Origin of the sequence: Streptomyces sp. NBC_01669 (assembly GCF_026339735.1) — a bacterium.
In the GTDB taxonomy this organism is placed as follows: domain Bacteria; phylum Actinomycetota; class Actinomycetes; order Streptomycetales; family Streptomycetaceae; genus Streptomyces; species Streptomyces yanii.
Genome location: NZ_JAPEQG010000002.1, coordinates 229,757 through 254,061 on the forward strand (window position 1 = coordinate 229,757; position 24,305 = coordinate 254,061).

The 24,305-nt window shown below is 67.6% G+C and carries 19 protein-coding genes and 2 pseudogenes; 10 read left to right on the top strand and 11 right to left on the bottom strand.

What is annotated here, in order from left to right; translation table 11 throughout:
* Positions 1 to 178 precede the first annotated feature (178 nt).
* A complete protein-coding gene (locus OG972_RS41760; protein ID WP_266991460.1) occupies positions 179 to 925 on the top strand; it encodes an SDR family NAD(P)-dependent oxidoreductase in 747 nt (248 codons plus the stop codon).
* A complete protein-coding gene (locus OG972_RS41765) occupies positions 922 to 1,989 on the top strand; it encodes an aldose 1-epimerase family protein (protein WP_266991462.1) in 1,068 nt (355 codons plus the stop codon). The genes OG972_RS41760 and OG972_RS41765 overlap by 4 nt, the downstream gene beginning before the upstream one ends.
* A 675-nt stretch (positions 1,990 to 2,664) precedes the next feature.
* Here OG972_RS41765 and OG972_RS41770 read toward each other — a convergent pair.
* Positions 2,665 to 3,873, bottom strand: coding sequence for a response regulator transcription factor (locus OG972_RS41770; RefSeq protein WP_266991464.1), 1,209 nt, complete (start codon positions 3,871 to 3,873; stop codon positions 2,665 to 2,667).
* Positions 3,870 to 6,887 (bottom strand): ATP-binding protein, encoded by a 3,018-nt coding sequence (locus tag OG972_RS41775; protein WP_266991466.1) that lies wholly within the window; start codon positions 6,885 to 6,887, stop codon positions 3,870 to 3,872. Before OG972_RS41775 ends, OG972_RS41770 begins: the two co-directional genes overlap by 4 nt.
* Positions 6,888 to 7,052: 165 nt before the next feature.
* On the opposite strand from OG972_RS41775, the gene OG972_RS41780 reads away from it, so the two are divergent.
* The gene (locus OG972_RS41780) at positions 7,053 to 7,367 is read left to right on the top strand and encodes a hypothetical protein (protein WP_266991468.1); all 315 of its coding nucleotides are present in this window, start codon (positions 7,053 to 7,055) and stop codon (positions 7,365 to 7,367) included.
* Between the two features lie 638 nt (positions 7,368 to 8,005).
* Here the strand turns inward: OG972_RS41780 and OG972_RS41785 are convergent.
* Positions 8,006 to 8,533, bottom strand: coding sequence for a hypothetical protein (locus tag OG972_RS41785; protein ID WP_266991470.1), 528 nt, complete (start codon positions 8,531 to 8,533; stop codon positions 8,006 to 8,008).
* A gap of 298 nt (positions 8,534 to 8,831) precedes the next feature.
* On the opposite strand from OG972_RS41785, the gene OG972_RS41790 reads away from it, so the two are divergent.
* The 6 genes from OG972_RS41790 to OG972_RS41815 all read left to right on the top strand — a co-directional run bounded on the left by OG972_RS41790 (position 8,832) and on the right by OG972_RS41815 (position 15,844).
* Entirely contained in the window at positions 8,832 to 10,013 is a 1,182-nt protein-coding gene (locus OG972_RS41790) for an integrase core domain-containing protein (protein ID WP_323135980.1), read from the top strand.
* Positions 10,010 to 10,270 carry a TauD/TfdA family dioxygenase gene (locus OG972_RS41795; protein ID WP_266992944.1) on the top strand — a complete coding sequence of 87 codons (261 nt, stop codon included), beginning with the start codon at positions 10,010 to 10,012 and terminating at the stop codon, positions 10,268 to 10,270. The genes OG972_RS41790 and OG972_RS41795 overlap by 4 nt, the downstream gene beginning before the upstream one ends.
* Before the next feature lie 83 nt (positions 10,271 to 10,353).
* Positions 10,354 to 11,481 (top strand): DNA alkylation repair protein, encoded by a 1,128-nt coding sequence (locus OG972_RS41800; protein ID WP_266991472.1) that lies wholly within the window; start codon positions 10,354 to 10,356, stop codon positions 11,479 to 11,481.
* 556 nt (positions 11,482 to 12,037) lie between these two features.
* On the top strand, positions 12,038 to 14,353 hold the full coding sequence (gene fxlM, locus OG972_RS41805; protein ID WP_266992946.1) for a methyltransferase, FxLD system: 2,316 nt from the start codon (positions 12,038 to 12,040) through the stop codon (positions 14,351 to 14,353).
* Positions 14,354 to 14,585: 232 nt separating this feature from the next.
* Complete coding sequence (locus OG972_RS49430) at positions 14,586 to 15,089, top strand: hypothetical protein (protein WP_323135981.1); 504 nt, start codon at positions 14,586 to 14,588, stop codon at positions 15,087 to 15,089.
* A 56-nt stretch (positions 15,090 to 15,145) separates the two neighbouring features.
* On the top strand, positions 15,146 to 15,844 hold the full coding sequence (locus OG972_RS41815) for a hypothetical protein (protein ID WP_266991474.1): 699 nt from the start codon (positions 15,146 to 15,148) through the stop codon (positions 15,842 to 15,844).
* Positions 15,845 to 15,882: 38 nt separating this feature from the next.
* Here the strand turns inward: OG972_RS41815 and OG972_RS41820 are convergent.
* Positions 15,883 to 16,528: pseudogene (locus OG972_RS41820) on the bottom strand (helix-turn-helix domain-containing protein).
* 564 nt (positions 16,529 to 17,092) lie between these two features.
* Here OG972_RS41820 and OG972_RS41825 point away from each other — a divergent pair.
* Positions 17,093 to 17,602 (top strand): protein kinase, encoded by a 510-nt coding sequence (locus OG972_RS41825; protein WP_266992948.1) that lies wholly within the window; start codon positions 17,093 to 17,095, stop codon positions 17,600 to 17,602.
* Positions 17,603 to 17,869: 267 nt separating this feature from the next.
* Here OG972_RS41825 and OG972_RS41830 read toward each other — a convergent pair whose 3' ends face one another.
* The 7 genes and pseudogenes from OG972_RS41830 to OG972_RS41860 form a co-directional block, all read right to left on the bottom strand.
* Positions 17,870 to 20,788, bottom strand: a complete 2,919-nt coding sequence (locus tag OG972_RS41830; protein ID WP_266991476.1) for a tetratricopeptide repeat protein — start codon at positions 20,786 to 20,788, stop codon at positions 17,870 to 17,872.
* On the bottom strand, positions 20,781 to 21,050 hold the full coding sequence (locus OG972_RS41835; protein ID WP_266991478.1) for a hypothetical protein: 270 nt from the start codon (positions 21,048 to 21,050) through the stop codon (positions 20,781 to 20,783). Before OG972_RS41835 ends, OG972_RS41830 begins: the two co-directional genes overlap by 8 nt.
* Positions 21,051 to 21,329: 279 nt before the next feature.
* Positions 21,330 to 21,614, bottom strand: coding sequence for a hypothetical protein (locus OG972_RS41840; protein WP_266991480.1), 285 nt, complete (start codon positions 21,612 to 21,614; stop codon positions 21,330 to 21,332).
* Between the two features lie 103 nt (positions 21,615 to 21,717).
* Positions 21,718 to 22,128: a cupin domain-containing protein gene (locus OG972_RS41845; protein WP_266991482.1), complete on the bottom strand. Its 411-nt coding sequence runs from the start codon at positions 22,126 to 22,128 to the stop codon at positions 21,718 to 21,720.
* 49 nt (positions 22,129 to 22,177) lie between these two features.
* Complete coding sequence (locus OG972_RS41850) at positions 22,178 to 22,501, bottom strand: carboxymuconolactone decarboxylase family protein (protein ID WP_266991484.1); 324 nt, start codon at positions 22,499 to 22,501, stop codon at positions 22,178 to 22,180.
* A gap of 51 nt (positions 22,502 to 22,552) precedes the next feature.
* Positions 22,553 to 22,997: pseudogene (locus OG972_RS41855) on the bottom strand (SDR family oxidoreductase).
* A gap of 43 nt (positions 22,998 to 23,040) precedes the next feature.
* Entirely contained in the window at positions 23,041 to 24,303 is a 1,263-nt protein-coding gene (locus OG972_RS41860; RefSeq protein WP_266991486.1) for an MFS transporter, read from the bottom strand.
* Positions 24,304 to 24,305: the final 2 nt, after the last annotated feature.

Here is a 24,305-nt window from a genome sequence, read left to right on the forward strand (position 1 = left end):
GGCGAAGAGGAGGGAGGGAAGGGAACTCGCCGCGCCGTCGCCGCATTTGTTGTTCCAAGCTCTGTTGTTAGCGCTACCGGCAGCGCTAACATTCACGCTATGCGGGCACCGCTCGCAGTGTCAACGCCTCGATCCGCCCCGCGGCGCCCGGCCGGCACCGGGAAGATGGGAACCACCGATGAGTCAACCGCAAGCAGCACTCGTGACCGGCGCCGGCGGCGCCCTGGGGCGCGCCATAGCCTCCCGTCTGGCCGCCGACGGGCACGATGTGGCCGTGCTCGACCGCGACGCCGCATCGCTGGAGCAGACAGTCGAGGAGGTGCGGAAGTCGGGTGCCCGCGTCTTGGCTCTGACCACCGACCTGCGCGACGCACAGGCAGTCGAAGCGGCCGTCGAACGGTCCGCGGCCGAGCTGGGCACCCTGCGCGTCCTGGTCAACAACGCCGCCGTGTACCCGAGCCGGCCCTTCCTCGATGTGCCGCTGGCGGAGTACGAGGATGTGGTCGCGGTAAACCAGCGCGCCTACTGGGTCGCCGCTCAGGCGGCCGCGCGCCGCATGGCCGGCACGGGCGGCGGGGCGATCGTGAACGTCGCCTCGATCACCATGCACGGGGGCTGGGACTCGCTCGCCGCCTACATCTCCACGAAGGGCGCGGCCGTCGCCTTCACCCGCGCACTCGCCCGCGAGCTCGGGCCTGCGGAGATCCGCGTCAACTGCGTCTCCCCCGGCGCGTTCCCCACGGCGGCCGAGGAGATCCACGACGATCCCGAGGCCTATACGCGGCATGTGCTCGACCATCAGGCTCTCAAGCGGCGCGGCCGCCCCGAAGAGCTGGCCTCGGCTGTCTCCTTCCTCGCCGGACCGGACTCCTCCTTCGTCACCGGCCAATGCCTGGAGGTCAACGGAGGGTGGGTGATGGCGTGAAGCTGAACGGACGCGACTACGACCGTCACGCCCTCGCCCGGCACGCGGGCGACCTCGCAGCCGCCGGCGGTGTGCGGTCCGTCGTCCTGGACGACGGCTCCGAACGCGGCATCCGCACGCTGGAGTTCCGTACCGGCGCCGGACTTTCCTTCGATGTGCTCGTGGACCGGGCCATGGACCTCGGCGGGGCGGAGTTCCTGGGCCGCGGGTTCGGCTGGCGCTCCGCGACCGGGTTCCGCCACCCCGGCCTGCACGAGTACCGCGACGACGACGGCCTGTCGATGATGCGCAGCTTCTCGGGTCTGCTGCTCACCGCCGGTCTCGACCACACGCTGTTCGGCGCCGAGGTGGACGCCTCGCAGTACCGCTACCCGCCGCGCCGCGCCGCCTCCCACGCACTGCACGGCCGGGTCGGCAACCTGCCCGCCCGGCTCACCGGCTACGGCGAGCAGTGGCAGGACGAGGACCACTGCGTCCTCTGGGCGGAGGGCGAGGTCCGCCAGGCCGCGATCTTCGGTGAGCACCTGCGGCTCACCCGCCGCATCGAGGCCGATCTCGGCGGCACGGAAATCCGGCTCATCGACCGGGTGCGCAACGCCGGCTTCGACCCCACACCGCACATGTTCCTCTACCACATCAACGTCGGCTGGCCCTTCCTGGACGAGGGCGCGCGCTACGAGATGCCGCTGCGCCGCACGCTGTGGCAGAGCGACAGTGTCGCCGAACAGGGCGTCTCGAACACCGAGATGCCGGGCCCGCTGTCCGGATTCGTCGAGCAGGTCTACGAGCACGAACTGGAACCGGACGCCGACGGCTCGGTACGGCCCCGGCTGGTGAACGACCGCCTGGGGATGTACTTCGAGCTGGAGTACGACCAGGCGCAGTTCCCGTCCTTCTTCCAGTGGATGCACCTGCGCGAGGGCGCCTACGCCGTGGGCTTCGAGCCCTCCACGCACCATGTGCAGGGCGAGACCGCGGCCCGGGAGGACGGGTCCATGACGTTCCTGGAGCCGGGTGAGGAACGCCTGTACACGACGACGTTCCGGGTAGGCCGGACCGGCTGATCACCCGACGGAGCGGACCGCGTCGCGGGGCCGAGCACCGGCCCCGGCAACGGCGCGGCCGCTCCGGATATGTGCGCACAGGGGGGCGAGGGCGGGAGGCCGCCGGGCCCCGGGGCGTGTACGCGCAACCTGCTCGGCCCGGACCCGCCGGAAGGCGACGCGCTGCGGCACGGGTACCGGCTCATCGCCGACCGGGGGCGTGTCCCACGACGCGTTCATCAGCCCCGGCTTGTCGCCGGAGCCTGAGTGGGCGTTTAGCTATGGATTGTGGCTCTATGTTGCTCTTGCGGCCGACGACCTTCGGGCAGATTCACACCTTACGTGCGTCTTCGCGGCCTTCCGGCTGCCGACCTGTGCGCCCGCTTGATCCGCTTCTCGGTACTGGATTCCGTCTGGTTTAGCAATGGGCAGGAAGCTCCCAACCGGTGGGGAGTTTCCAGGCATTTCTGGCCGTGCAGGTTGGTGATGAATACGACAAAGTGTGCCGAAGCGTCCATCACGAATCGCCATCAAACGCCCACTCAGATCAGAGATCATGGAGACAGGCGCTGGGCCCAGGGAGTTGTGTCATGGGCCGCCCCAACCGCGCCACACGGGCTGCCATCACCTAGCGCCGCGCCGACGCCATCGGCCTTCCGCCGCACGACGAGTGACCGGGCCAAGAACATGAATTGATCAAGGCGTCGCCCATGGTGACAGCGTCCGCCACGTGGCCGCAGCGTGGCCAGGTACTGGCACGTCGTCACCCTCATCCGTCTTCGCGTACATGAAGGGCGTACCGGCGTCCAGGTTTCCCTTGCCGCGTTTCAGGCCGTCGAACTGGAGACACCGAACGAAGTCGGAGCCTGCCGACCTGTGGACCAGCATCCACGGTGCCAGGGGTATCGGATCGGCGTCGCGTGACACGATAAAGGGCTGACCTGTGACGACGGGTGCCTGGGTAGTGATCTTGCCCGGAGTGGGCTTGCCGGTACCCCTGAGACTCAGGACGTCGACGGAATACGTCGCTCCGTCGTATGTCATGGACGTGGGGACTGCGAGCTCCGCGCGCCAGGAAGCCAGAGCACGGTGGGCGAAGCGACGCAGCAGACCGTCAAGTCGCCCAGCTTCCTCGGCGGTTAGGGTGCTACGGCCGTGAGCGAGACCGTTGCGTGCGGCCACGAGGTCGAGCGCAGGTTGGCGATCCGCTCTCTCCGAAACCAGGCAGGAAAACAGCCGGGCAAAGGTGTCCCCTGCGCCCGGCAGGCTCGCGAGTGCTGCGCACACGTCGAACCAGGTGCCCATGCTCGGGGCGGCGAACCGCTGGGCCGTGATGCCCCTCAGGGGCGCGGGCGGGGTGTTGCTGAGCCCGAGCACCGCGACGAAGCGGAACACGGACTCCAGCGTGAGCAGTCCTTCGAACACTTTCTTGTCCGGGTCGGCGCTGCGGTCGTAGCGGGCGAACCGGTGAGCGAGCGGGGCCGGGAGGCGAGCCCCGGCGACGTCCAGTGACTGGTCGAGTGCGTCCGTGAGGACCTTCACGCATCGCTCCAGGAGTTCTTCTCCCGCAGCATCCTTGACAATCCAGTCGGTCACGCCGAGCCGCACTGCCTCGATGACCTGCTGTTTCGATCCTTCCCCAGAGAGCACCAGGGTCGGAATGCCCCAGCCGCCGTTCTGTAGCTCCCGCAGTAGCCACAGGCCGCCCCACTCGTCCGGGGGCATCTTCATGTCGATCAGAACGAGGTCGTATGGCTGGGCGGCAATCTCTTCCAGGGCTGTGTGTCCGTCGGTGACGAAGTGCAGGCGTGCGCCGGCTTTCTGCAGGGGACGGCACAGCGTGCGCGCCACGTCGCTCTGGTCGTCGGCGACGAGGATGCGCGTACGAGTGAGTGACGCGGTCATGATGACTCCGAGGTCGTGGGAGCGGCGAGAGGCAGGGTGATGAGCCAGGCGGTTCCGGAGTGCGTGGCGACGGGGGTGAGCTGTCCGCCGACGCGAGCCAGGAGTGAGCGCACCCCGAGGAGTCCGAGTCCGTTACCTCCGGCCTTGGTGCTGCGCACGCGTTGTCCCGAGGCGAATGCATCGGCAATGTCGGACGGCAGCCCTGGACCGTTGTCCGCGATCTCGACGGCGGCTTCGTAATCGTCGGCTGTCCACGCCAGGGTGATGGCACCGCCGTCGTGGAGTGCTTCGATCGCGTTGCCCACGAGGTTGTCAAGGACGGCGGTCAGTGCGCGGGCGTCCACGGCGACGCGGACGGCGCGTCTGGCCTCCGGGATCGCCAGCGAGATCTTGGCGGGCAGGCGGGCAAGAACGGTCCCTGCGTAGTGGCGTAGAAAGCCTCCCAGTTCGACGCTTTCGGAACCATGAGAGCCGAGCAGGGACGTCGCTGCCCTCAGCCGCAGTGCGAGGGAGTGCGCGGAATCAAGGTGTCTGCTCGCGGTGAGCTGCTGTTGCAGTCGGCCTGTCCGGGTCTCGGCTGGTTCAGCGGACGCGAGGCGCGCGGCCACGAGCTGGTTCTTCAGATCGTGCAGCAGATCGGCGACGGCAGCCCGGTACGGTTCGGGCCCAGGGCGAAGAGCATCGACGACGGCCTGGGTGACTGGCCCTGGTTCAGCGGGTGTGTTAGCTCTGCTGATGATCACGTCGATGCCGTGATCAGTTGCCTCCATGATGGCCGTCCTGGTCACTTTGGACCACAGTGCGCAGATCTTCTCCACATGGTCGGGAGCCGGCGATTCGGTGGAGCGGAACCGTAGATGCAGAGGTCGGTCGGCAACCATCTCGACCGAGATCGGTTCCCTGTTCGTGGTGACGGTGGACACGGCGGCGTCGAGGACGGCTCGTTCTCGTCCGGTGAGCCGTGCATGGGGCAGGGATATAGGCACGGTGACGCGGCCGCGGTGCAGGATCTGCCAGTCAGCGGCAAGGTCGGACAAGTCCGTGTCCGGGTCGTCGGCGCCGAGGCAGCGGTAGACGTCACACAACTGCACCAGGTGCTGAAGGTATGCCTGATCCATGTCCTCGGGTGCTTCGAACTGCTCCAAGGTGTCCATGGCGTGGGCCAAAGCCGTGTCCAGCGTGTGGTCAGGATCGGCCGCATTCGCGATGGCATTCCGAAAGGCCGCTGGGAGGAGGCTGTCCGGCTGCAGGCGCAGGGTGAGGCCGAGGAGTTCGTCGGCGCCGACAGCCCACTCAAGGAGATCGGCGGCATTGTCGGCCAGATGGAGACCGAACAGCTTCGCGTCGATCCATCGCTGAATCGGGACAGTTTCCGTGGCCAGCACGTATGCCTGATGTGCGAGCAAGAACAGGGCCAGAGAACGGTCGCGCCCGTCGGCCCCGTCGAAAGCTCGCGCTGGAAATCGCTCGGCAAGTCGGTCGAGGGAGTTCAGGACAACCAGCGACACGTTGTGCTTCGCCGCGGCTTTGCCTACGGCTGTGGATCCTTCTACCTTCGTGTCGAGGCCCAGCGGGGCGCTGCCGAGAATGCCCGTCGCGGTGTGCAGCGAAGCATGGTGCGGTCCCTCTACGCGGAACTCGTGGCGAACCTGGAGTTTCATGGCGCGGGCCGTTCGTTCCAGGAGCGTGGTCGGGTCGGCAGGGCGTGGCGTTGCGGGCGCGACAAGCTGCCATATCGGCTCCCAACGGCTGGGCCACTTCTCCGCCAAAGTAGCCGGAAAGCCTGCCGCAACCGTTACGGCACCGATGACGGCCTGAAAGGCGTCTGCTCCCACCTCCGTGGGAATCCCGTTCGTCTTCTGGCCCGTCCCGAGCAACAGCCCGACCGACAGGCCGGTCTGTCGAAGTGCGCTGTCATAGATGTCGTTTGAGAGGGTCAGGAACGAGAACTTCCCGGTTGGCTCCTTCACCATGTGTTGTGCGGCGACACGGAGATGCTCATAGATCAGCGCCTGGGCCCCGAGATGGGCGAGAACCTGATAGTCCTGCTGCCGGCACCGAGCCATCTCGGCACGGTTCTCAAACGCCCACGATCCGTGGACGAGTGCTTGGGACAGCAACGGGCGGGCCGTGTCAGGCAAACGGAAGAGACCCTGGATGCGCCGCACCGTCTGGGCATGCGGTTCTCGCGCCGGGAGTTCCAACGGGGTTGGACGCCGCACGCCGGTCTGAGGACGTGCAGCCAAGGCGCCGGGTATGTGCCGCCGAAGAAAGTCGAGCGCGGCCTCGCGAGCGGCAGCCTTCTTGCTTCTGCCAGTCCCTTCTCCGTGACGGTGGCGTGTGTCGGTGACGACGGCATGGAACACGGCGGCGTGATCGGGGCCCTCACGCTCGTACTCGTACGTCACGGTGTCGCGTCCCAGGCTTTCCTCCAACACCGATTTCGAGTCGTGGACGCTATCCAATTGCCTGCGAAGCTCCGTGCCGATGTGATCCGACAGCAGCCTGGCCGCAACCGCCTCCTCGCCCATAAGGCACAACGCGCCGATGACTTGGCGGCACAGGAAGGCCGTGATCTTGGGTGACAGGTTCTCTCGGTCAAGGCCGACGCTCAGAGCCGCGGACTGGCGAATCCACTCCTGGCTGGATGTCCATTGCGGGAACGTGGAGACGACCCGAGCAACACCGGTACTCATAGAACGCGAGGCGGTAGTCGCGGTGGTTCGATAGATCCTGGCGGCGGCCTCTCGGTGGATGAAGGCGACGCCAAGAGCGTTGAGGGCCTCCAACACGCCCTTCGTCATGCCCGGCGAGTCGATCCGGCTCTCGTGGCAGTACGAGCTGTGCACCATTGCCAGGGCGATCGTGTTGCGCACCCCGGGTCCAGGATCAACAAGCCCCAGTGTCCCGAGGTACTCGATGGCTGGTGCGGCCTCCTCGGCCCTGGCCTCCGCGCACTGTTCGAGCACACCCAATCCGGCGTGCTCGCGCACACCGGGCTTGGCTACATCCATTCGTCCCCCACCTGAACACCCCAGTACCGGACAGAACAGTATGGCGAGTTGGACCGGCAAGCGATCAATACCCCTACAAGCCCCGTCCGTCCCACCGCACATGGCTGGATTGCCACTCACCTACGCTGAAGGACGGTGCGGGGCTGACGATGGGACCTGTCCCCCGTGGGCCTGCGCGCCTTCCTCACCGATGCCTGGTCATGGCTGAACTACAAGCCGGCGATGGCCGCCACGCTCGACGGTCGACCACACCGGGCTCTCTCACCCGAACTGCGCGCCACGTGGTTCCCGGACGACTCCATCCGGCGCCTCGCCGCATACAAGCTGCTGTCCGCGTTCGACTGCAACCAGGCCGGCGAGCTCGCCACATTCACCGGCAACGTGCTGTGGATCTCTCCCCCGCACCCGAGCGTGGGGATTCCCAGTGGACCCCGTAGGTGGGATGCCGTCGGGCCCATCACTCGCGAGGGGCGGTGGTGAGCGGGAATCCTCCGTGGCCGCCGCCCCGGCACGTCCTCCATGTCGAGCGGATCCGCGTCGGCCCGGATGGCATGAACATCGAACCCTCCCCGGCCCGCGGGGGCGTCCTTAGCGGCGCTGATCCGGTACTCCACGGTGCGGGTGCCGTGGGCGGGCAGGTCCCGCGCACCGGAAGCGCCGGTCAACGGCTGGTAGTCGTTGACCACGACCAGCTCGACGGGGTGCCAGTCGCCATTTGGGGCCTCGCGTCGTTCCACCGTCAGCTTGGACGGCCGCTCCCCCGCGTAGTTCCGCGCTCCTGCGCGACCGGCACCTGCGGTTCCTCCATGACAGGCCCCCCTTCCTCGGCATGGTCAGCGTCTCCACCACACGGCTGCCGGCGCCGGTGCCGGACCCGGCATTCCTCCACGCGGTCGAAGCCGACATGGCCCGCGCCGGCCTGCCTCTCTTGGGCCGCGTCACACTCGCCGACCGCGGCCTCGAAGCAGCACGAGCAGCATGTGACGACGCACCGTCTCCGGCCACCACGGCGGCTCTCTCCTCTCCCGGGGATCAAGGCGTCGAACAAGCCCCCGCAGCCATCCGCTCCCGCTGGTGACCTCACCCCGGGGAGGGCACAGCCTCGACAACGGGAGAGGTCAGGCTGTGCCCCGCAGTACGGCGTCCAGCGCCGCGGCCGTGGCCTTGGGATTGTCCGAGGCCACGGTGTTGAGCACAGTCGTGCTTGCCAGGATGCCGTCGGACGTAGCAGTGCCCCAGGCCCAATGGCCTTCCTCTGCCCATACGAGCCAGACGTCCTCGCCGCGGGCAAGATACTCGTGGAAGGCGACGGCTTCCTGGTTCAGCCCGATACGAATGCCACCGTGCGGAGAGTCGAGGGTCTCCCACCCAAGAGCCTCCACGGCAGTGATGACCCCCGTGACATCGACGAGAGAGGATTCAGTCGCAGAATCGGAGACCGTTGAGGGCATGCCCATGCTCCGCGAGAGCTCGGAGGCCCGCACACGGGCAAGGTTGCGGCCCCTGGCACCAGAGACACCGATGTCCAGTGCGCTGATCAGCCGGTCCCCTGCTGCGCGGTAGGTGGACAGGACCGAGGCCGTGTATCCCAGAGGAAGGCGGTGCTCCCGGATCCATGCCAGCCGCCAGGCCTCCTCAAAGGTCACCCCAGTTCCCCGCCGGATCCTCCGGGCCGCACGAAATGTACCGGGGAACAACCGGAATCTGCGTAACTGGACGAGGGCCGGCTCCCTCCGTCCCACGGAAGTCGAGCGCACAACGCTCTGCTTTTCGATCACAGGAAACCCATCCTCCAGTCGGACTCAGGCCACGGGCGCGGGCATGCATACCCAGCCCCAGCGCCGGCCATAGCTTGTCCCGCTCGAAAATACGATTTAGCGGCTGTGGCCTGCACGTTTGCTGATCCTGGCGACAAGGCCTCGACCGGCCTGCGACGATCTGCGGATGTCGCTGTCGGTCGTCGCCACACTCGTCCGGAATCTGATCACCGTGCCCGCTGCCGTACTGCGCAGCCGTATGGCCAAAGATGCGGAAGTTCTCGCGCTCCGGCATGAAAACGCGGTGCTGCGCCGGCAGATCGCCCGGGTCTGCTACGAGCCCGCCGACCGGATCTGGCTCGCCGCACTCTCCCGGCTGATCCCGCGCAAACGCCGGCGCCAGGTCTTCGCGGTCACCCCCACCACACTGCTGGCCTGGCACCGTCAACTCCTCGCCCGCAAGTGGGCGTTCACCCAACGCCGCCGCCCCGGCCGACCCTCCACCGCGCCCGCCGTCAAGCAGCTCATTCTGCGCCTGGCCCGCGAGAACAGCACCTGGGGCCACCGCCGGATTCAGGGCGAACTCGCCCGCCTGGGCTACGCAATCGCCCCGTCCACAGTCTGGGAGATCCTGCATGCCGCCAGCATCGACCCCGCCCCGCAGCGCTCCGGGCCGACCTGGCGCCAGTTCCTCACCGCCCAGGCCCACGGCATCATCGCCGCCGACTTCCTCCACCTCGACACCGTGTCACTCAAGCGCCTCTACGCCCTGGTCGTCATCGAGCACGGCACCCGGCGCCTCCACCTCGCCGGCGTCACCGCCCATCCCACCGCGCAATGGACCGTCCAGCAGGCCAGGAACCCCGCCGTGATCCTGGACCGCCCCATCGACTCGCTGCGTTTCCTCCTCCGGGACCGGGACAGCAAGTACACCCGTGCCTTCGACGCCGTCTTCGAGGCCGACGGCGTGGAGATTCTGCTCAGCCCACCACGGGCACCCAAAGCGAACGCGATCTGCGAGCGAGTCGTGGGCACCCTCCGCCGCGAGCTCCTCGACCGCATGCTGATCTACAACGAGGCCCACGCCGTGAAAGCGCTGACCGAGTACATCCAGCACTACAACGGACACCGTCCCCACCAATCCCGCCAGCAGCTCCCCCCGGACAGCGACCAACCGTCCAACCCGGCCGCCATCACCGACCCTCCAGGCCCACCGGATCCGGCGACAACCCATCCTCGGAGGATTGATCAACCAGTATCGCCGCGCCGCCTGACCAAACGACACCACCGCAGCTCACAGCACCGAATCGTATTTTCGAGCGGGATAGCCTGGCCGGCCACCCGGAGGTCGAGCACCCGCTCGTCCTGACCCACCCGGCCACCGGCGCCCGCTCGCTGCTGCTCGGCTCCATGGTGATCAGCGGCATCACCACACTCGCCGAGAAGGAGAGCCGCGCCCTGCTCGAGGAGCTGCTGGAGCACACAACCAGCGCACCCTACGTCTACAGCCACCGCTGGAAGCAGGGCGACCTAGTCGTGTGGGACAACCTCGCCGCCCTCCACACCGCCTCCCCCTGCGACAGCTCCCGCCACCGCCGGCTGCTGTACCGCGCCGCCGTCCGATAGCCGAAACCCTCGCGTTCACACCGCCGGATGACCCGCGGCAAGAACACGAGGGCTGCCCCCTTAGCCGGCCCTAGGGTTTGCCCATGACCGTGAAGGTTCCCCTGAAAGAGACCGCCCTCAACGCCGAGCGCATCGCCCGCATCGGCCACGAAGTCCAGGCGGTCTGCCCGGAGTTCGACGCCAACAGCTTCGTGAAGTCGGTGACGGCCGACCTTCCCCGGCTGGAGCTGAGCGCCCGGATCGCCCGCACCAGCGAGGGCCTGCACGCCCACCTTCCGGTCACCGGCCCCGACGCGCTCGACATCCTGCTGCGCTCTCTCCCGCCGACGCCCGAGGCGGCCGGCGTGACCAACGCCTTCGGCCTGCACCTCTACTCGCCCCACTCCGACTACGTCTCCCGCTACATGCGTACCGCCGAGCACCTGGACCAGGCGCTCGCAGCGCTGGCCCGCATGACCGGATACTTCTCCGCCGAGCTCCCGGTACGGCACTTTCTCGCCGACTTCCCCGACGAGACGATGAAGGCCGTCGACGCCTGGGCCCGCGACGAGGACTTCCGGGTACGCCGGCTGGCGAGCGAGGCCACCCGACCCCTGCTGCCCTGGGCTCCACGAATCTCGCTGCCCGTCGACGCATGCCTGCCCGCCCTCGAGCAGCTCTACGACGACGCGCACCCCTACGTCCGCAACTCGGTCGCCAACCACCTGAACGACATCGCCGCCAGCCAGCCCGACCTCGTGCTGACCACCCTTCAGCGGTGGAAGCAGTCGGGCCGACTCGCAGACGAGCACTTCACCTTCATCGCCCGGGGCGCCCTGCGCAAGCGGCTCAAGGAGGGCTGGCCGCCCGCCTACGCCATCCTCGGCTACACCCACGACGCGCCCATCGCACTCACCCCTCTCACTTTGGAGCACACCGAACTCCGCGAGGGCGACACCCTGAACTTCTCCGCCGCTCTCACCGCCACCGCCACCACACCGGTCCACGTGATGATCGTGATCGCCACCACGGGGCAGAACGGCCGGCCGCGGGAGAAGGTCTCCTTCCTACGCCGTGCCACAGCAGAGCCCGGCGAGGAACTGCGGCTCGCCAAGGCCCACCCGCTGCGCTCGACCGCACAGTGGAAGGTCTCACCGGGCTCCTACTCCCTCGCTCTCCAGGTCAACGGCCGCCGCTTCCCCTCCGTCGCCTTCACCGTCCTCGACACCTGACACCCTCCCGCCCGTCCTGATCTGAACACCCGCCGCACGCCCGCCGGCATCCCCGCCGCGGCCCGGTCCGTGTTGTCCGCAACCCCCTGAAGGAGTGAACCGCCCTGATCGAACGAGTTTGAGCCGCGATCACCCAGAGCCCGCACGCCCCACCCTCGGCATTAGAACTCGCGTTCACCAAATGCCCTCCGATCGGGCCGTGACGGGACCAGATCCAGCGCGTTTTTAGAGCATCAGTGCCACACCGACGCCCAGACGGAGGACACGCCATGCACCCCACCCCCGCCCCCTTGCAGCAGCCTCCCGGAATCAAACGGCGGCCCGGTGTGATCACGCACAACGTTGACGGCAAGCTCAGTTCAGCACGTCCGGATACTGGGTGGGTGGCATGAGCGAGCCCACCGATGCATCAGCCGACAGTGTTCCGGGACCGCGCACCACCCCCACAGCGTCCCCCACCGCCCCCTCCGCACCGGGCGGCGGCTCGCACCCGCCCGCTCCCGAGCCGCAGACGCACCGCGCCACCACCCCGCCTTTCACGAACGAGGAGCGATCTGTGGGATACACCCGGGCCGACTGGTCCGAGCACTACAACGACGGGCGAGGCTTCCGGCGGCTTGGGGAGGAGGAGATGGGCCTGCTCGTCAAGCACGCGCCAGCGCCCGAGGGCGGCCGCGCGCTCGATGTCTGCTGCGGAACCGGCGAGATGGCCGTGTACCTCGCCTCGCTCGGGTACAACGTCGACGGCGTGGACTTCGCCGAGGGCGCCCTCGCGCGGGCCCGCGCGGAGCACGCCGAGGTGGAGTCCGTGCGCTGGCTGTGCCGGGACGTGGAGCACGACGACCTGGCCGACCTCGCCGAGGACGGCTACGACCTGATCGTCATCCGTCTGTCCGTCGCCTTCATCCGCGATCGCGCCCGGGTCCTGCGCCGTCTGGCCGCGCGGCTGCGCAAGGACGGGGCACTCGTCATCATCACCCCGGTCGCGGAGCACACACCCGAAGAACGACGCCACATCGCGCTGGACGAGCACGAACTCGCCACGCTCACCGACGGGTTCGGGCACGTCGAGCGGTTCGACGCGGAAGGGCTGGCGATGCTGGTCCTGCGCGGCCCGGGCAGCCCGTTCAGCGCGCAGGAGAAACAGCGGCCCGATCCACAGGCCGTATTCGGTGCCGCAGTGGTGGTCACAGATGCGTTCGGGCGGGTCCTGCTGGGCCGCTCGACTCAGGACATGTGGGAGTTGCCCGGCGGCCGGATCGAGACGGGCGAAGCCGCACCGTCCGCTGCCGTGCGGGAGCTGGCGGAGGAGACTGGGCTGACGGCGCGCGTGGAGGACGCTCATGTCATCACCGTGCTCCACGACGACCGGCTGGACGTGCGCCGCATCACCGCCGTGGTCCGCGTCACCAGCTGGGGCGGTGAACTCGGTCTGCCCGAGCCGCACCACTTCTTGCGCTGGGAGTGGCACGACCTGCACACCCTGGCCACGCTGGGAAAGATCTTCGCGCCCTCCGCACAGGCCCTGACCGCCGTGTGGCCCGGGGCGCTGCCGGGACTGCCGCCTGTCCACTCCTACCCGTGCGCCGCCACCGTCCCGCCAGTGCCTGGTGAGCCCGCCGAGGCCGCGCGGCTGCGCGAGCGGATGGCGGACATCGTAATCGGAAACGGCTGGGCTCCCTCCCCGCGGGTGCAAGCCGCGCTGCGCGAGGTCCCCCGGCACCGGTTCGTCCCCGAGGCCCCGCTGGAAACGGCATACCACGACGACCTCGCCGTGGTGACGGTCCGGGAGTCGCCCCAGACCGCGCTCAGCTCCGTCTCCGCAGCCTGGCTCCAGGCCGACATGATCGAGCAACTCCAGCTGGAGCCGGGGATGACCGTCCTGGAGGTCGGATCCGGCGGGTACAACGCGGAGCTGCTCGCGCACGTCCTCGGACCGCGCGGCCGCGTGGTGACCGTGGACGTCGACCCGTACGTGGTGCACCGCACGCAGCGGCTGTGCACGGAAGCCGGCAGCGGCCGGGTGACCGCCGTCCTCGGCGACGGCGGACTCGGCGCGCCCGGCCACGTCCCCGCCAGCGGGTTCGAGGGGGTGATGATCACGCACAACGCGGCTGACATCGCCCCCTCCTGGCGGGAGCAACTCGCCGAGGGGGCACGGTTGGTGGTGCCACTGGAGATGGGCGGCTACACCCGCTCCCTCACCCTGGTCCGGCGCGGTGACGTGCTGCACACCGAGCACTGGACGTACTGCGGTTTCGTGCGGGACCGCGGCGCCGCCGCCCGCACCGCCCCCGCCGTCCGTCTGGCCGACGGCGAAATCACCGTGAGGTGGGAAGACGGTGCTCCTCGCGATACCGCCGGGCTCGAGGAGGCACTTCGCGGGCCCCGGCATGAGGCCACCACCGGCCTCATCGTCCGAGGCGTCTTCAATTTCGAGACCTTGCAGGTCTACGCCGCGACCACGCTGCCGGGGTTCTGCCGCCTGGCCGTCCCGGAGGGTTCCACGCTGGTGACGCAGCAGGACGCGGCCGCGATGGTGGCGGACGGCTCCCTCGCCTACCTGACCCACCGCAAGGTCAAGGACGCCCCGGATCCGGCCGACCGTCTCACCGAGTTCTTCATCCACGCCTACGGCCCGACCGCCGACGAGCTGGCGGAGCGCTTCGCCGACTGCGTGCGTACCTGGGACCGGAGGGTGCGCGAGAGCGGCTACCCGCCGATGACCGTCCACCCTGCCTGCACCCCTGACGAGCAACTGCCGGCCGGTGACCTGCTCGACAAGCCCTCCGCGAGGCTCGTCTTCCAGTGGCCTGGCCGCATTCCCGACGGGGCGGAGGGCCTGCTCGCGGCGGGCGGACAGCCTGCCTGACTTCGACGAGCCGATCCCGCGAAACCCGGGCCGCCCAAGGCCGACGAGGCCGCGGCCGGTGGGACGACCAGGACGCCCGAGAACGAGGCACCGTGGAGGCCGCATGGCTGGCCCGGCTGCCGTGTGGCTGGGCGGTTGACGCCGTCCGTCAGACGACAAGCCGATCGAACGCTGGTTCCGCACTCTAAACCAGGGACTGCTGGCCGCTCTGCCCGGCTACAAGGGCTCGGACGTGCACAGCCGCGGCGAGAAGGTCGAGGACGAGGCGTTCTTCTCCATCGACGAACTCGAAGCGATCATCCGCGAGTGGATTACCCGGATCTATCACCAGCGCCGCCACCGTGGCCTGTCCGTGCCGGAGGTGCCGGGGCTGAAACTGACCCCGCTGGACATGTTCGAGCACGGCGTCACCCGAGCCGGACCGCTACGGATCCCGGCCCGCCCAAATCTGGCCCTGGAGTTCCTGGAAGAAGAACGTGTCCCGATCCACCACTACGGGGTCGAGATCGAGGGACTGCGCTACAACGGGGACGCGCTAAACGGCTACCTGGAACCGCACAGCGTCCAACTCAGGCCGAAGGGCCAGCTGCCCCCGCAGCCAGGCCAGGCGCTCGTCCGGGTCCTGAGTCTGCCGCAGACAGCTCTCGATCATGTTCCAGAAGATCTCGTCATCCACAGCGGCACTATGGCAGGCAGGTCTGACAGCCAAGACAAGTCACTGCGATCAGTACGATGACCGGATCTCTCGCTCGGCGACGACAGATCGGCGAGACACGGAAGGAATTCAGACAGATGAACATCCACTTCGAGGCCAGCTGGTGCGGAAGCGATCTGGGTGGTCATCGTTCCTGTCCCAACACCTACGACCATTACTCCCACGATTCCTTGCCACCGCTGGATGAACGACGCTTCAAGGGGACCTTCGAATGGCTCGGGGGGCGCACCGGGACCTCTGTGGACCGCGTCACCGAGCTTCGAACAGTGACGGAGGAGCTGGACCGGAAGGGGCTTTCGCTTCCCCAGGACTTCATCACCTACTTCACTTCGGCGAACCTTCCAGACATCCTGGGCGACCAGTCGCTGACTTGCTGCTGGAGCAGCCTTTCCAAACCAATACCCAGTCCGGTCGAGCCCGGCGCCTTCCTTGTCCGCTTCTTCCGCGACCAACAGGACTGCGTTCTTTGGTACTTCTACCTGCGTCCCGGCAGCTCGGCCTTCGTGGTGCACTCCCACCTGGAGTACGAGTATGAGTACGAAGCCCACGACAGCGGCGGCGAGTTCAACGGGAACAGTGACATCGACGACTTGGACGAGCAGATGGAGGCTCTCCAGTACTGCGCTCCCACCTTTGAGAAGTGGGCGTATCGCTTCTGGATCGAAAACCGCATCAGCGAGGCAGTCGAGAGCGAGGGCAAACCTTCACTCGACGAAGACGGGCATGCCTACTTGAACCACTACAGAACCTCTCGTCAGCATTCACCGTCCGTCTGACAGGGCCCTGCCCTTGCCGAAAACGTCATCCATTGAGGTCATGCGGCATGTCGGTACTCGTGGAGAATGCCGCCGAGGCGATCGCGGCGGCGTATGTCGAGGCGGGCGATCTCGTCCGGATCAGTGATCGGCGTGGGCAATGGATACAGCGGGCGGGCATTCGCGATGCCCTGATGCGGCCGATGGGAGTTGTAGTTCGGGTGACGGGTCGATCCCGGCGTCCCGCAGGATCTCCCAGACGGTGGAGGCGGCCACTTTCACGCCGAGGACCATCAGTTCGCCGTGGATGCGGCGGTAGCCCCAGCTGGGGTTCTCCCGTGCCAGGCGCAGGATAAGAACGCGGATGGACTGCACGGTACGCGGCCGTCCCGGTCGTTGCGGGCGTGACGCGGCAGCGTGGCGGTGTGCGACCAGGTCGCGGTGCCAGCGCAGCACGGTGTCCGGCTGAACGAGCAGCCGTAGCCGGCGCAGTACGTCCAGCGGGAGCCGATGCAGCAGCGCCGCCAGAAACACTCGATCGCTCGGGCTGAACCGCACCTTCGCCTTGCCGAGTTGACGCTCCAGCACCGACAGTTGGTGGCGCAGGGCGAGGATCTCGAGGTCCTTGTCCCTGTCGCCCATCGGCAGCAGGCGCAGCATGGCGAACGTGTTCGTCACACCGAGGTAAGCCAGTCGAAGCAGCACGGTCGATCATGATGCCGCAGTGACCGCCGGCAGCGCGAGAGCCCTTGCTTGAGCGATCGCTGTCGGCATCCGCGAAACCCGGCACACCCACCCCCACCAGGGCGGATGAGGTTATCGGCAAGGGCAGCGTCGCTCAGTCACAAGATGATCGAAACCGATGACCCCGACGTCGCGCTACGAGATCATGGAAACAAGTCCATCTCGCCGCAGAGCGGATCGGACAGGTAGGGGGATTCCCCTACCGAACACCCTCTCAGAGGGCGTTTAGCTATGGATTGTGGCTCTATGTTGCTCTTGCGGCCGACGACCTTCGGGCAGATTCACACCTTACGTGCGTCTTCGCGGCCTTCCGGCTGCCGACCTGTGCGCCCGCTTGATCCGCTTCTCGGTACTGGATTCCGTCTGGTTTAGCAATGGGCAGGAAGCTCCCAACCGGTGGGGAGTTTCCAGGCATTTCTGGCCGTGCAGGTTGGTGATGAATACGACAAAGTGTGCCGAAGCGTCCATCACGAATCGCCATCAAACGCCCACTCAGGAGCGTGGCCATTTCCTCGGTCGGTTCTGATGCGGGAACCATGCCCGGCGGCGAGTGCATCTTCTGGGAACCGTGGGGCAGCAGCCAAGGGGACGCTTGCGGACGGGTCGGCCGGGACTTGGGAGTGTTGTGCGGGCGGACGAGCAGGTGGCGGGGAGCACCGGAACCTCAAGCCCGTGAACCTTTTCAGCGAGGCCGGCAGGGGCGTCAGGATCTGCGACTTCGGCATCGCTCGTGCCGCGGACTCGACCACCCGCCTGACGGTGACAGGTATGCCTTTCGGTACTCCGGCGTACATGGCTCCCGAACAGTGGCACTTGTGCGAATCGAGTGTCGTCTGGTGTGCCGTCAGGGTGCTACGGCGGCCAGGTCGATGCCCGCTGCGACCTGGCCGCCTTCGGGTGCGTGCTCTACGCGCTGCTCACCTGGGCACCGCCCTTCAGCGGTCACCTGCACGTCCTGATGCGCTGCGAGGACACGGCACCCCCACTGCGGAGCCGGCACGCCGACGTCCCCTTCGAAACTGGACCGGCTCGTAGCCGCGCTGCTGCAGAAGGACCTGGCACGGCGCCCGGATTCGGCGCGGGAGGTGTCGGCGGTGCTGTCACGGGCCCAGGCGCTCGGCGGCCCCCCGGTCGAGGGCCGCTCGTGGCCGGGCTCCTGGCGCGGGTCAGGACCTCGACGGAAGTCTTCATTTTCGGTCAAGCGGGCCGTCTGGCGACCCGGGTGAGAGCTCCGGTCTCGTAGGTGGTGTCAGAGAGGGATACGCTGTGCTGCGGTCACTTGCGCGTGTTGATCTTCGTGTGTCAAGAACGATCGCTATCAGGCAGCAGCATCCCCTTCAGCAGCTTGCCAAAGACGACTGCCGGGCCACCCGCGCCTCTCGCCTGGCGCCGCCAGTAGGTGAGGCTGTGCCGCTTTCCCATGGGGTTGGTCGGATCGGAGTCCAGCACGCGCAGTGTGGCGTCCAGGATCTTCTCTAGGGCGACTGATCTGGCCGTTCCCCTCGCCCGGCGCTGCCAGTAGGCGAGCTCGAGCCGCGTCCCCGTGGTGAGGGAGTGGTCAGGGCCAAGCACCCGCAGCATGTGGTCCAGCAAGTCCTCTAGGGCGGCTGCTGTCCCGGCTTCGTCTCCCGCCTCCCCCCGGCAGATGGCCAGATTGCGTCTAGTCCTCAGGGTGTTGGGGTGGTCGGGGCCCAGTGTGCGCTCTTGATCGGCGAACAACTCCGACAAAGTCGTTCCCGGTCCGGTCGCGTCCCTCGCCTTCCCCCGCCAGTAGGCGAGGTGGTTCCAGGTAGTGAAGGTCTTGGGGTGGTCGGGGCCCAGTATGCGCTCTTGATCAGCGAGCAACTCCTTCAAGGTTGCTGCCGCTCCGGCCGCGTCCCCCGCCATCCCCCGCCAATAGGCGAGATGCGTCCGTGTGGCGAAGATGTCAGAAGGGTCGTCTCCCCGTTTCAGGACGGTGAACAGCTTCTCTGCTGCGTCGGCCACTGTCCCCTGACAGGCGGTGAGGAACGTCCGGGTGGCCCAGGAAATCGGGTGGCCGCGCCCCAGCGCCCGCTCCAGTACTGCGAACAGTTCCTCAGCTGAATCGGCCGTGTCCTTGACCATCCCCCACGAGAAGCCAAGGAGTCCCCAGGTAGCCTGGGTGATCGGGTGGTCGCGCCCCAGCACCCGTTGCTGGCCGGCGAGCAGGTCGGCGTAGGCGGCTGCTGCCCCCACTGCATCCCCCGCCTCCCCTCGCCAGCGGGCCAGTCTGGCGAGGGTGCTGAGCGTGTCGGGGTGGTCGGGCCCGAGCACGCGTTCCTGGTCGGCGAACAATTCCTCTGCGACGGTTGCCGCTTCCGTAAGGTCCCCCGTCTCCCGCTGCAAGTCGGCGAGGGCCTGCCGCGCAGCAAGCGTGTCGGCATGGCCCGGCCCCAGCATCTGTTCCCTCTCTGCGAGCAGCCGTGTGGCAGCCCCCGTTGCATCCCCCGTCTCCTCCCGCCAGTGGGCAAGGCCATCTCGGGCGGCGCGGGTGGCAGCGTGGTCGGGCCCGGCCACCCTTTCAAAGTCGGCAACCAGTTCGGCGAAGGCGGCCGCCGCTCCCCTCTCATCCCCCGTCTTCCCCCGCAACCAAGCGAGTTCGTGCCGTGTTTCCAGGACCTCAAGGTTGTCGTGCCCCATTACGCGTTCCTGGTCGGCGAGCAATTCGGCGAAGGCGGCTGTCGCACCGGCCGTGTCCCCCGCCCGGCCCCGCAACCAGGCCAGGTTGTGCCGGACAGCGAGGGTGCTGCGGTTGTTGCGCCCGAGCACGCGTTCCAAATCGGTGAGCAATTCGGCGTAGGCAGCTACTGCTCCAGCCGTGTCTCCCGTCTTCTCCCGGAACCACGCGATTCCTTGTCGTGTCTCCAGGACGTCTGGGTGGTCGTGCCCCAGCGCAGGTTCTTGGCTGGCGAGCCGCTCCTGGAGAACGGCTGCCGCTGCTGCGACGACGTCCGCCTCCTCCAGCAAGTCGGCAAGGTTTCTCCCCGTGACCGAGATGTCCGGGAGGGTGTCGGGGACGTCCAGGCCCAGGCGGCGCCATGCCTGAGGCATGACGTCGCAGATGAAGTGGAAGCGCCAGTCAAAATGCACTCTTCGGTACGCGACATCCCGCTCAGTCCATAGGAACGACCCAATCTTGGGGGCCATCTCCTCCTGGCGATCCCGCTGAATGTAGACCTGAACATAGGGGGCCCGCATCGCAGTGGCCAGCAAGCGGTTTGCCTTCCCGTCGTCGCCGCGGCGCCATGCGATCATCCCGAGAATGGTAACCGTGGTGTAGTACGCCTCACACGCCTCGGTTGCGCGCCGGGCGCTATTCAAGGCCACACGTTGGTACTGCAGCTCGTGCTTGATGCGCCTAGGGGAGAGGCTACTGACACCGGGGGTGTCGGTCTTGAAGAACCAGGTGCCGAGGAAATAGTTGTAGCTTCGGACGAAGGTCGACGCGTCCGCTATGAGTTCTTCGTTCACCTCGTCGGAGATCTGAAGAAGCGAGGCAAATTCCCTCGGGAATAGCCTCGTTCTTCTCGTCTCCTCTGCAGGAGACAAGTCCCCGTGCTGAATATGGGCGAGTTCGTGCGCAAGGACGAACGCGATCGCCGCTTCACGGTAGTCCTGCGGGCCCTGCCCGTGTGGCCACTCCTGATCCGAACGATTCTCCAGAGCGATACTGACAGCGCTGGTGGGCATGGGTGCTTCGCCGATGCCCTCCAGCGCACGCACATACTCGTTGATCTGGAGGTCGAGCGTCTCCCGCCCCTCCGCCGCGTCCCACGTGCGACCGATATTCTCGGCGGCGTAGGGAGAAAGCATGTTCATCCCCCAGGCAATGTCGGCGCTCAACTGGACCACGAGCGGTGAGATACCGATGAGATAGCCGGTGGCCTCGCCGGGGCTTTGGAAGACGCGCGACGCCATCTCGTTCGATGGAAGACAGAACGCCTCCACGGAACCAGCCAGCTCAATGGCCCGATCTCGTTCCTCCGGAGGGAATGTTGCAAGCAGCCCGTCAAGGACTTTCCGGACCTGAGGTTGGGTGGCGCCGAAGTACATCTCCCATGCACGTTCCGGATCTTCCTCGCCTGTGAGCCACCGCAGATAGGAGATGTCGATGCAGCTCATACTCATCTTGCGTGCCTCGGCCGCAAGCAGGGGATTCTGGTACCGGGCGAACAGGACGCTGCGCCCCTCGTCACGCATTCCCTGGCCCTTCACCCAGGGTGTCGCTGCTGCGCGAAGGTAGCGCGTCCGCGATAATGTCCGCCAGCCCGGCTCCATCGCGAACGGTCACTTCTCCCGATTTGGAGCGTACGACTACCAAGCCGCGGGGTAGCGACACGTCTTGACGGATGATCAATTGCTCTCCTACTGCGTCGATCACTACGCCTTTGCTCCACGCTTTGCGCAGTGTGTTGATCAGGTAGGCAAGTCCATGCATCGCCACCGACCCGATCAGCAGCACATCGCCCAGAGGTACGGCCCCGCGTGCATCGACACCCTTCCCGACGCTCTCGGCCGCTGCGAATGCCGCCTGGGCAGTAGCACGCGACTCTGGGTCATCGGGAGCGAACAAACTTACCCGGACCCGCTCGGCCCCAACCCCGTCCACACCGAACCCCCTGTCACGCACACGACTACGGCCAAGTCGACTGTAACGCGAGTCACTTCGAGGAGGCGCAGACAGTGCGCAGTCCACAGCGGGCGCGGCTGCGCCTGGTGGCCGCACGGAGCTGACGACCGACTACTTCTGTAGGTTGACGCCCTTCTCCGGGTGCGCGGCGGCGACGTAGTTCATGGCCTTGGTGGACGACAGGCTGAACAGCCTCATGATCTGCACCGGATCGGCAGACGCGTGAGCCTCGTCGAGGACGCGGTCGTGGTGGACCGCGGCACGAACATGCGCATCTGGCTGGCCCAGGTGCGCGGGTCCCGGTCCGGCGTAAGGATCGCTGTACGGGTGGTGGCCCAGATGTCTCTCCCAGCCGCGGCTGGACCGCCGCCCGACCTGTGGGATCTCATTGCCCATGGCACCGGCGAGCTGCCTGACCAGTGGTCCTTTGGCTGTCTCATGCGGCGTCGTAGCCGCGTTGTCTCAGGTGCGCTGCGCCTATTTTGCAGTGCCCTGCGAGTCAGCGGCTGGTGTCCACGGCGTTGGCGTACTGCTCGTCAGTGACAGGTTCCAGCCAGGTCGTTCCGTCTCCGTCGGCGTCGCCGACGACCATGGCGATGTGCGCCATGAGTGTGGTGTCGGTGGCGCCATGCCAGTGCTCCTCGCCTGCGGGGCACTTGATGGTGTGACCGGCGCTGACGCGTACGACGTTGCCGTCGCGGGTGCCGACCAGGCCCACGCCGTCGGTGATGTAGAGCGTCTGGCCGTTGGCGTGGCGGTGCCAGTTGGTGCGGGCGCCGGGGGTGAAGCGGACCAGGGCCGAGGCGAGGCGGGCGGGTGCGGTGGGGGTCTCAATGGGGTTGAGGTAGACGTCGCCGGTGAATCGCTCGGCGGGTGCCTTGGCCATGGGGGTGGCGGTGATGTGCTCCATGATGGTCTTCCTTGTCGCGATGGGCTGTTGGTCGATGGCCTAGGTGGGTTCAGGCGGAGGCGCGTTCGTCGGCGATCTTCTTGAGCTTGGTGATGGCGGTCATGGCGTTGGGCCAGCCGGCGTAGAAGGCGAGGTGGGTGATGGCTTCGGACAGTTCTTCGACGCTGAGCCCGTTGTCCAGGGCGACGCCGAGGTGGTAGTCGAGTTGCTCGCTGCGGTAGAGGGCAGCCAGCGTGGTCACGGTGACCAGGCTCCGGTCACGAGGGGACAGGCCGGGACGGTCCCAGATGTCTCCGAAGAGGACGTCGTTGGTGACCTCTACGAGCTTGGGGGCGATGGTCTTGAGTTCTTCGGGTGCGGACTGCTTGGGCACAGTGGCTCTCCTTGGGCGGCGACGCCTGGTGGTGCGGGTGGAAACGTGCGGCTACTGGGCGGTGTAGCCGCCGTCGACGGGGAGGAAGACGCCGACGACGAAGCCGGCGCCGGGACTGCACGGCCACAGGACGGCCTGGGCCATCTCCTCGGCGGTGCCGAGGCGTCCGACGGGCTGGTTGGCTTCGGCTTCGGCGCGATCGAGTTCTCCCTTGGCGATCATGTCGCTGACCATGGGGGTGTCGATGGTGCCGGACCGTGGAAACCTTCGGCAGCGGCGACCTGATCCTCATCAGTGACGTCGCAGATCAGGGCGAGGGCCTGGTGGCCGGCGTCGGTGAGGTTCTTGACCGCCTCGTTCACTGCGGCCTCGTTGACATCGGCAGGGGCGACGGCGGCGCCGGAGGCGGCGAATGCTTGGGCGGCAGCCAGGCCCATGCCGGAGCTGGCTCCGGTGATGAGGCGACCTGTCCGGTGAAGTCGTAGGTGGGGTTCACGGGGGTCCTCCTGGGGATGCGGTGCGGGGGTGGGCGGACGGGCTCAGGACCGCGCCTGTGTCGCTACAGCGGTCTCCCGTGGCGTGGGAATCTGAGCGTCAGCAGCGCCCTGGACGACGATGCGGGTCGTTCCGCGCTTGGCGACGGTGGCCAGGGTGATCAGCGGCAGCAGCGTCAGCCCGGCGAAGATGGCACCGACCAGGGCGGGGCCTGTCACGCCGAGGGAGGAGGCCAGGGCCTGTCCGGCGAGTGCGGATCCGGCGGCGATGCCGGTGTTGTAGGCGGACGTGGTCAGCGCCGAGGTCAGGGTGGGCGCGTCACCGGCGAAGCGGACCGCGAGGGCGGTGACGACCGGGTTGATGGTGAACCCGGTCAGCGCCATGAGGAAGACCAGGACGACGGCGGCTGCCGGGGTGGTGGACAGCGGGATCAGCGCGAGCAGGACCAGCGCGGTCGCCGCGGCGGCCGGGAGCGTCGTGGCCATGGGACGGCGGTCGCCGAACCGGCCGCCGATGGCGGTGCCGCCCAGTGCACCGGCTCCGAAGGCGACCAGGACCAGCGGCACGGCACCGGCTGGGATGCCGGCGCGGTCGGTCAACAGCGGTGTGATGTACGTGTAGGTCGCGAGGACTCCGCCCATGATGAGGACGGCGGCGGCCAGCGCCAGCCACAGACGGCCTTGACGCAGTGCCCGGATCTCGCTGCGCACTGAACCCTGGGCGCGCTGCTCGATTCGGGGGATGAAGCGGCCGATTACGGCGGCGGCAAGCGCGGCGAGTGCGGCCAGGGTCCAGAAGAGTCCGCGCCAGCCGGTGACGTGGCCGGCCAGGGAGCCGGCAGGCACGCCGACGACGTTGGCCAGGGTCAGGCCGCCCATCATCACGCTGACCGCGCGGGTCGCGTTGGCGGGCCCGGCGGCGGTGGTGGCGATGACGAAGCCGACGGCCCAGAACGCGCCGGTGGCCAGCGCGGTGACGAACCGGGCGGCCAGGACGACGGTGAAGGAACTGCTCAGGGCCGCGACGACGTGTCCGGCGGCGAAGACCGCCAGGGCGAGGACGAGGGTGAGGCGCTGCGGGAGACGCAGGGTGGCCAGGGCCATGGTCGGCCCGCCGACGATCATCCCGATGGCGAACGCGGTGATCAGCAGCCCGGCGTGGGAGACGGTGGCCCCGAGGTCGGGGGCGATGTCCGGGAGGATTCCGGCGATGACGAACTCGGTGGTGCCCATCAGGAAGGTGCCCGCGGCGAGCACCCACACAACGAAGGGCAGCTTGCCCGACGCGGCAGCGACGGGGTGGGACATGG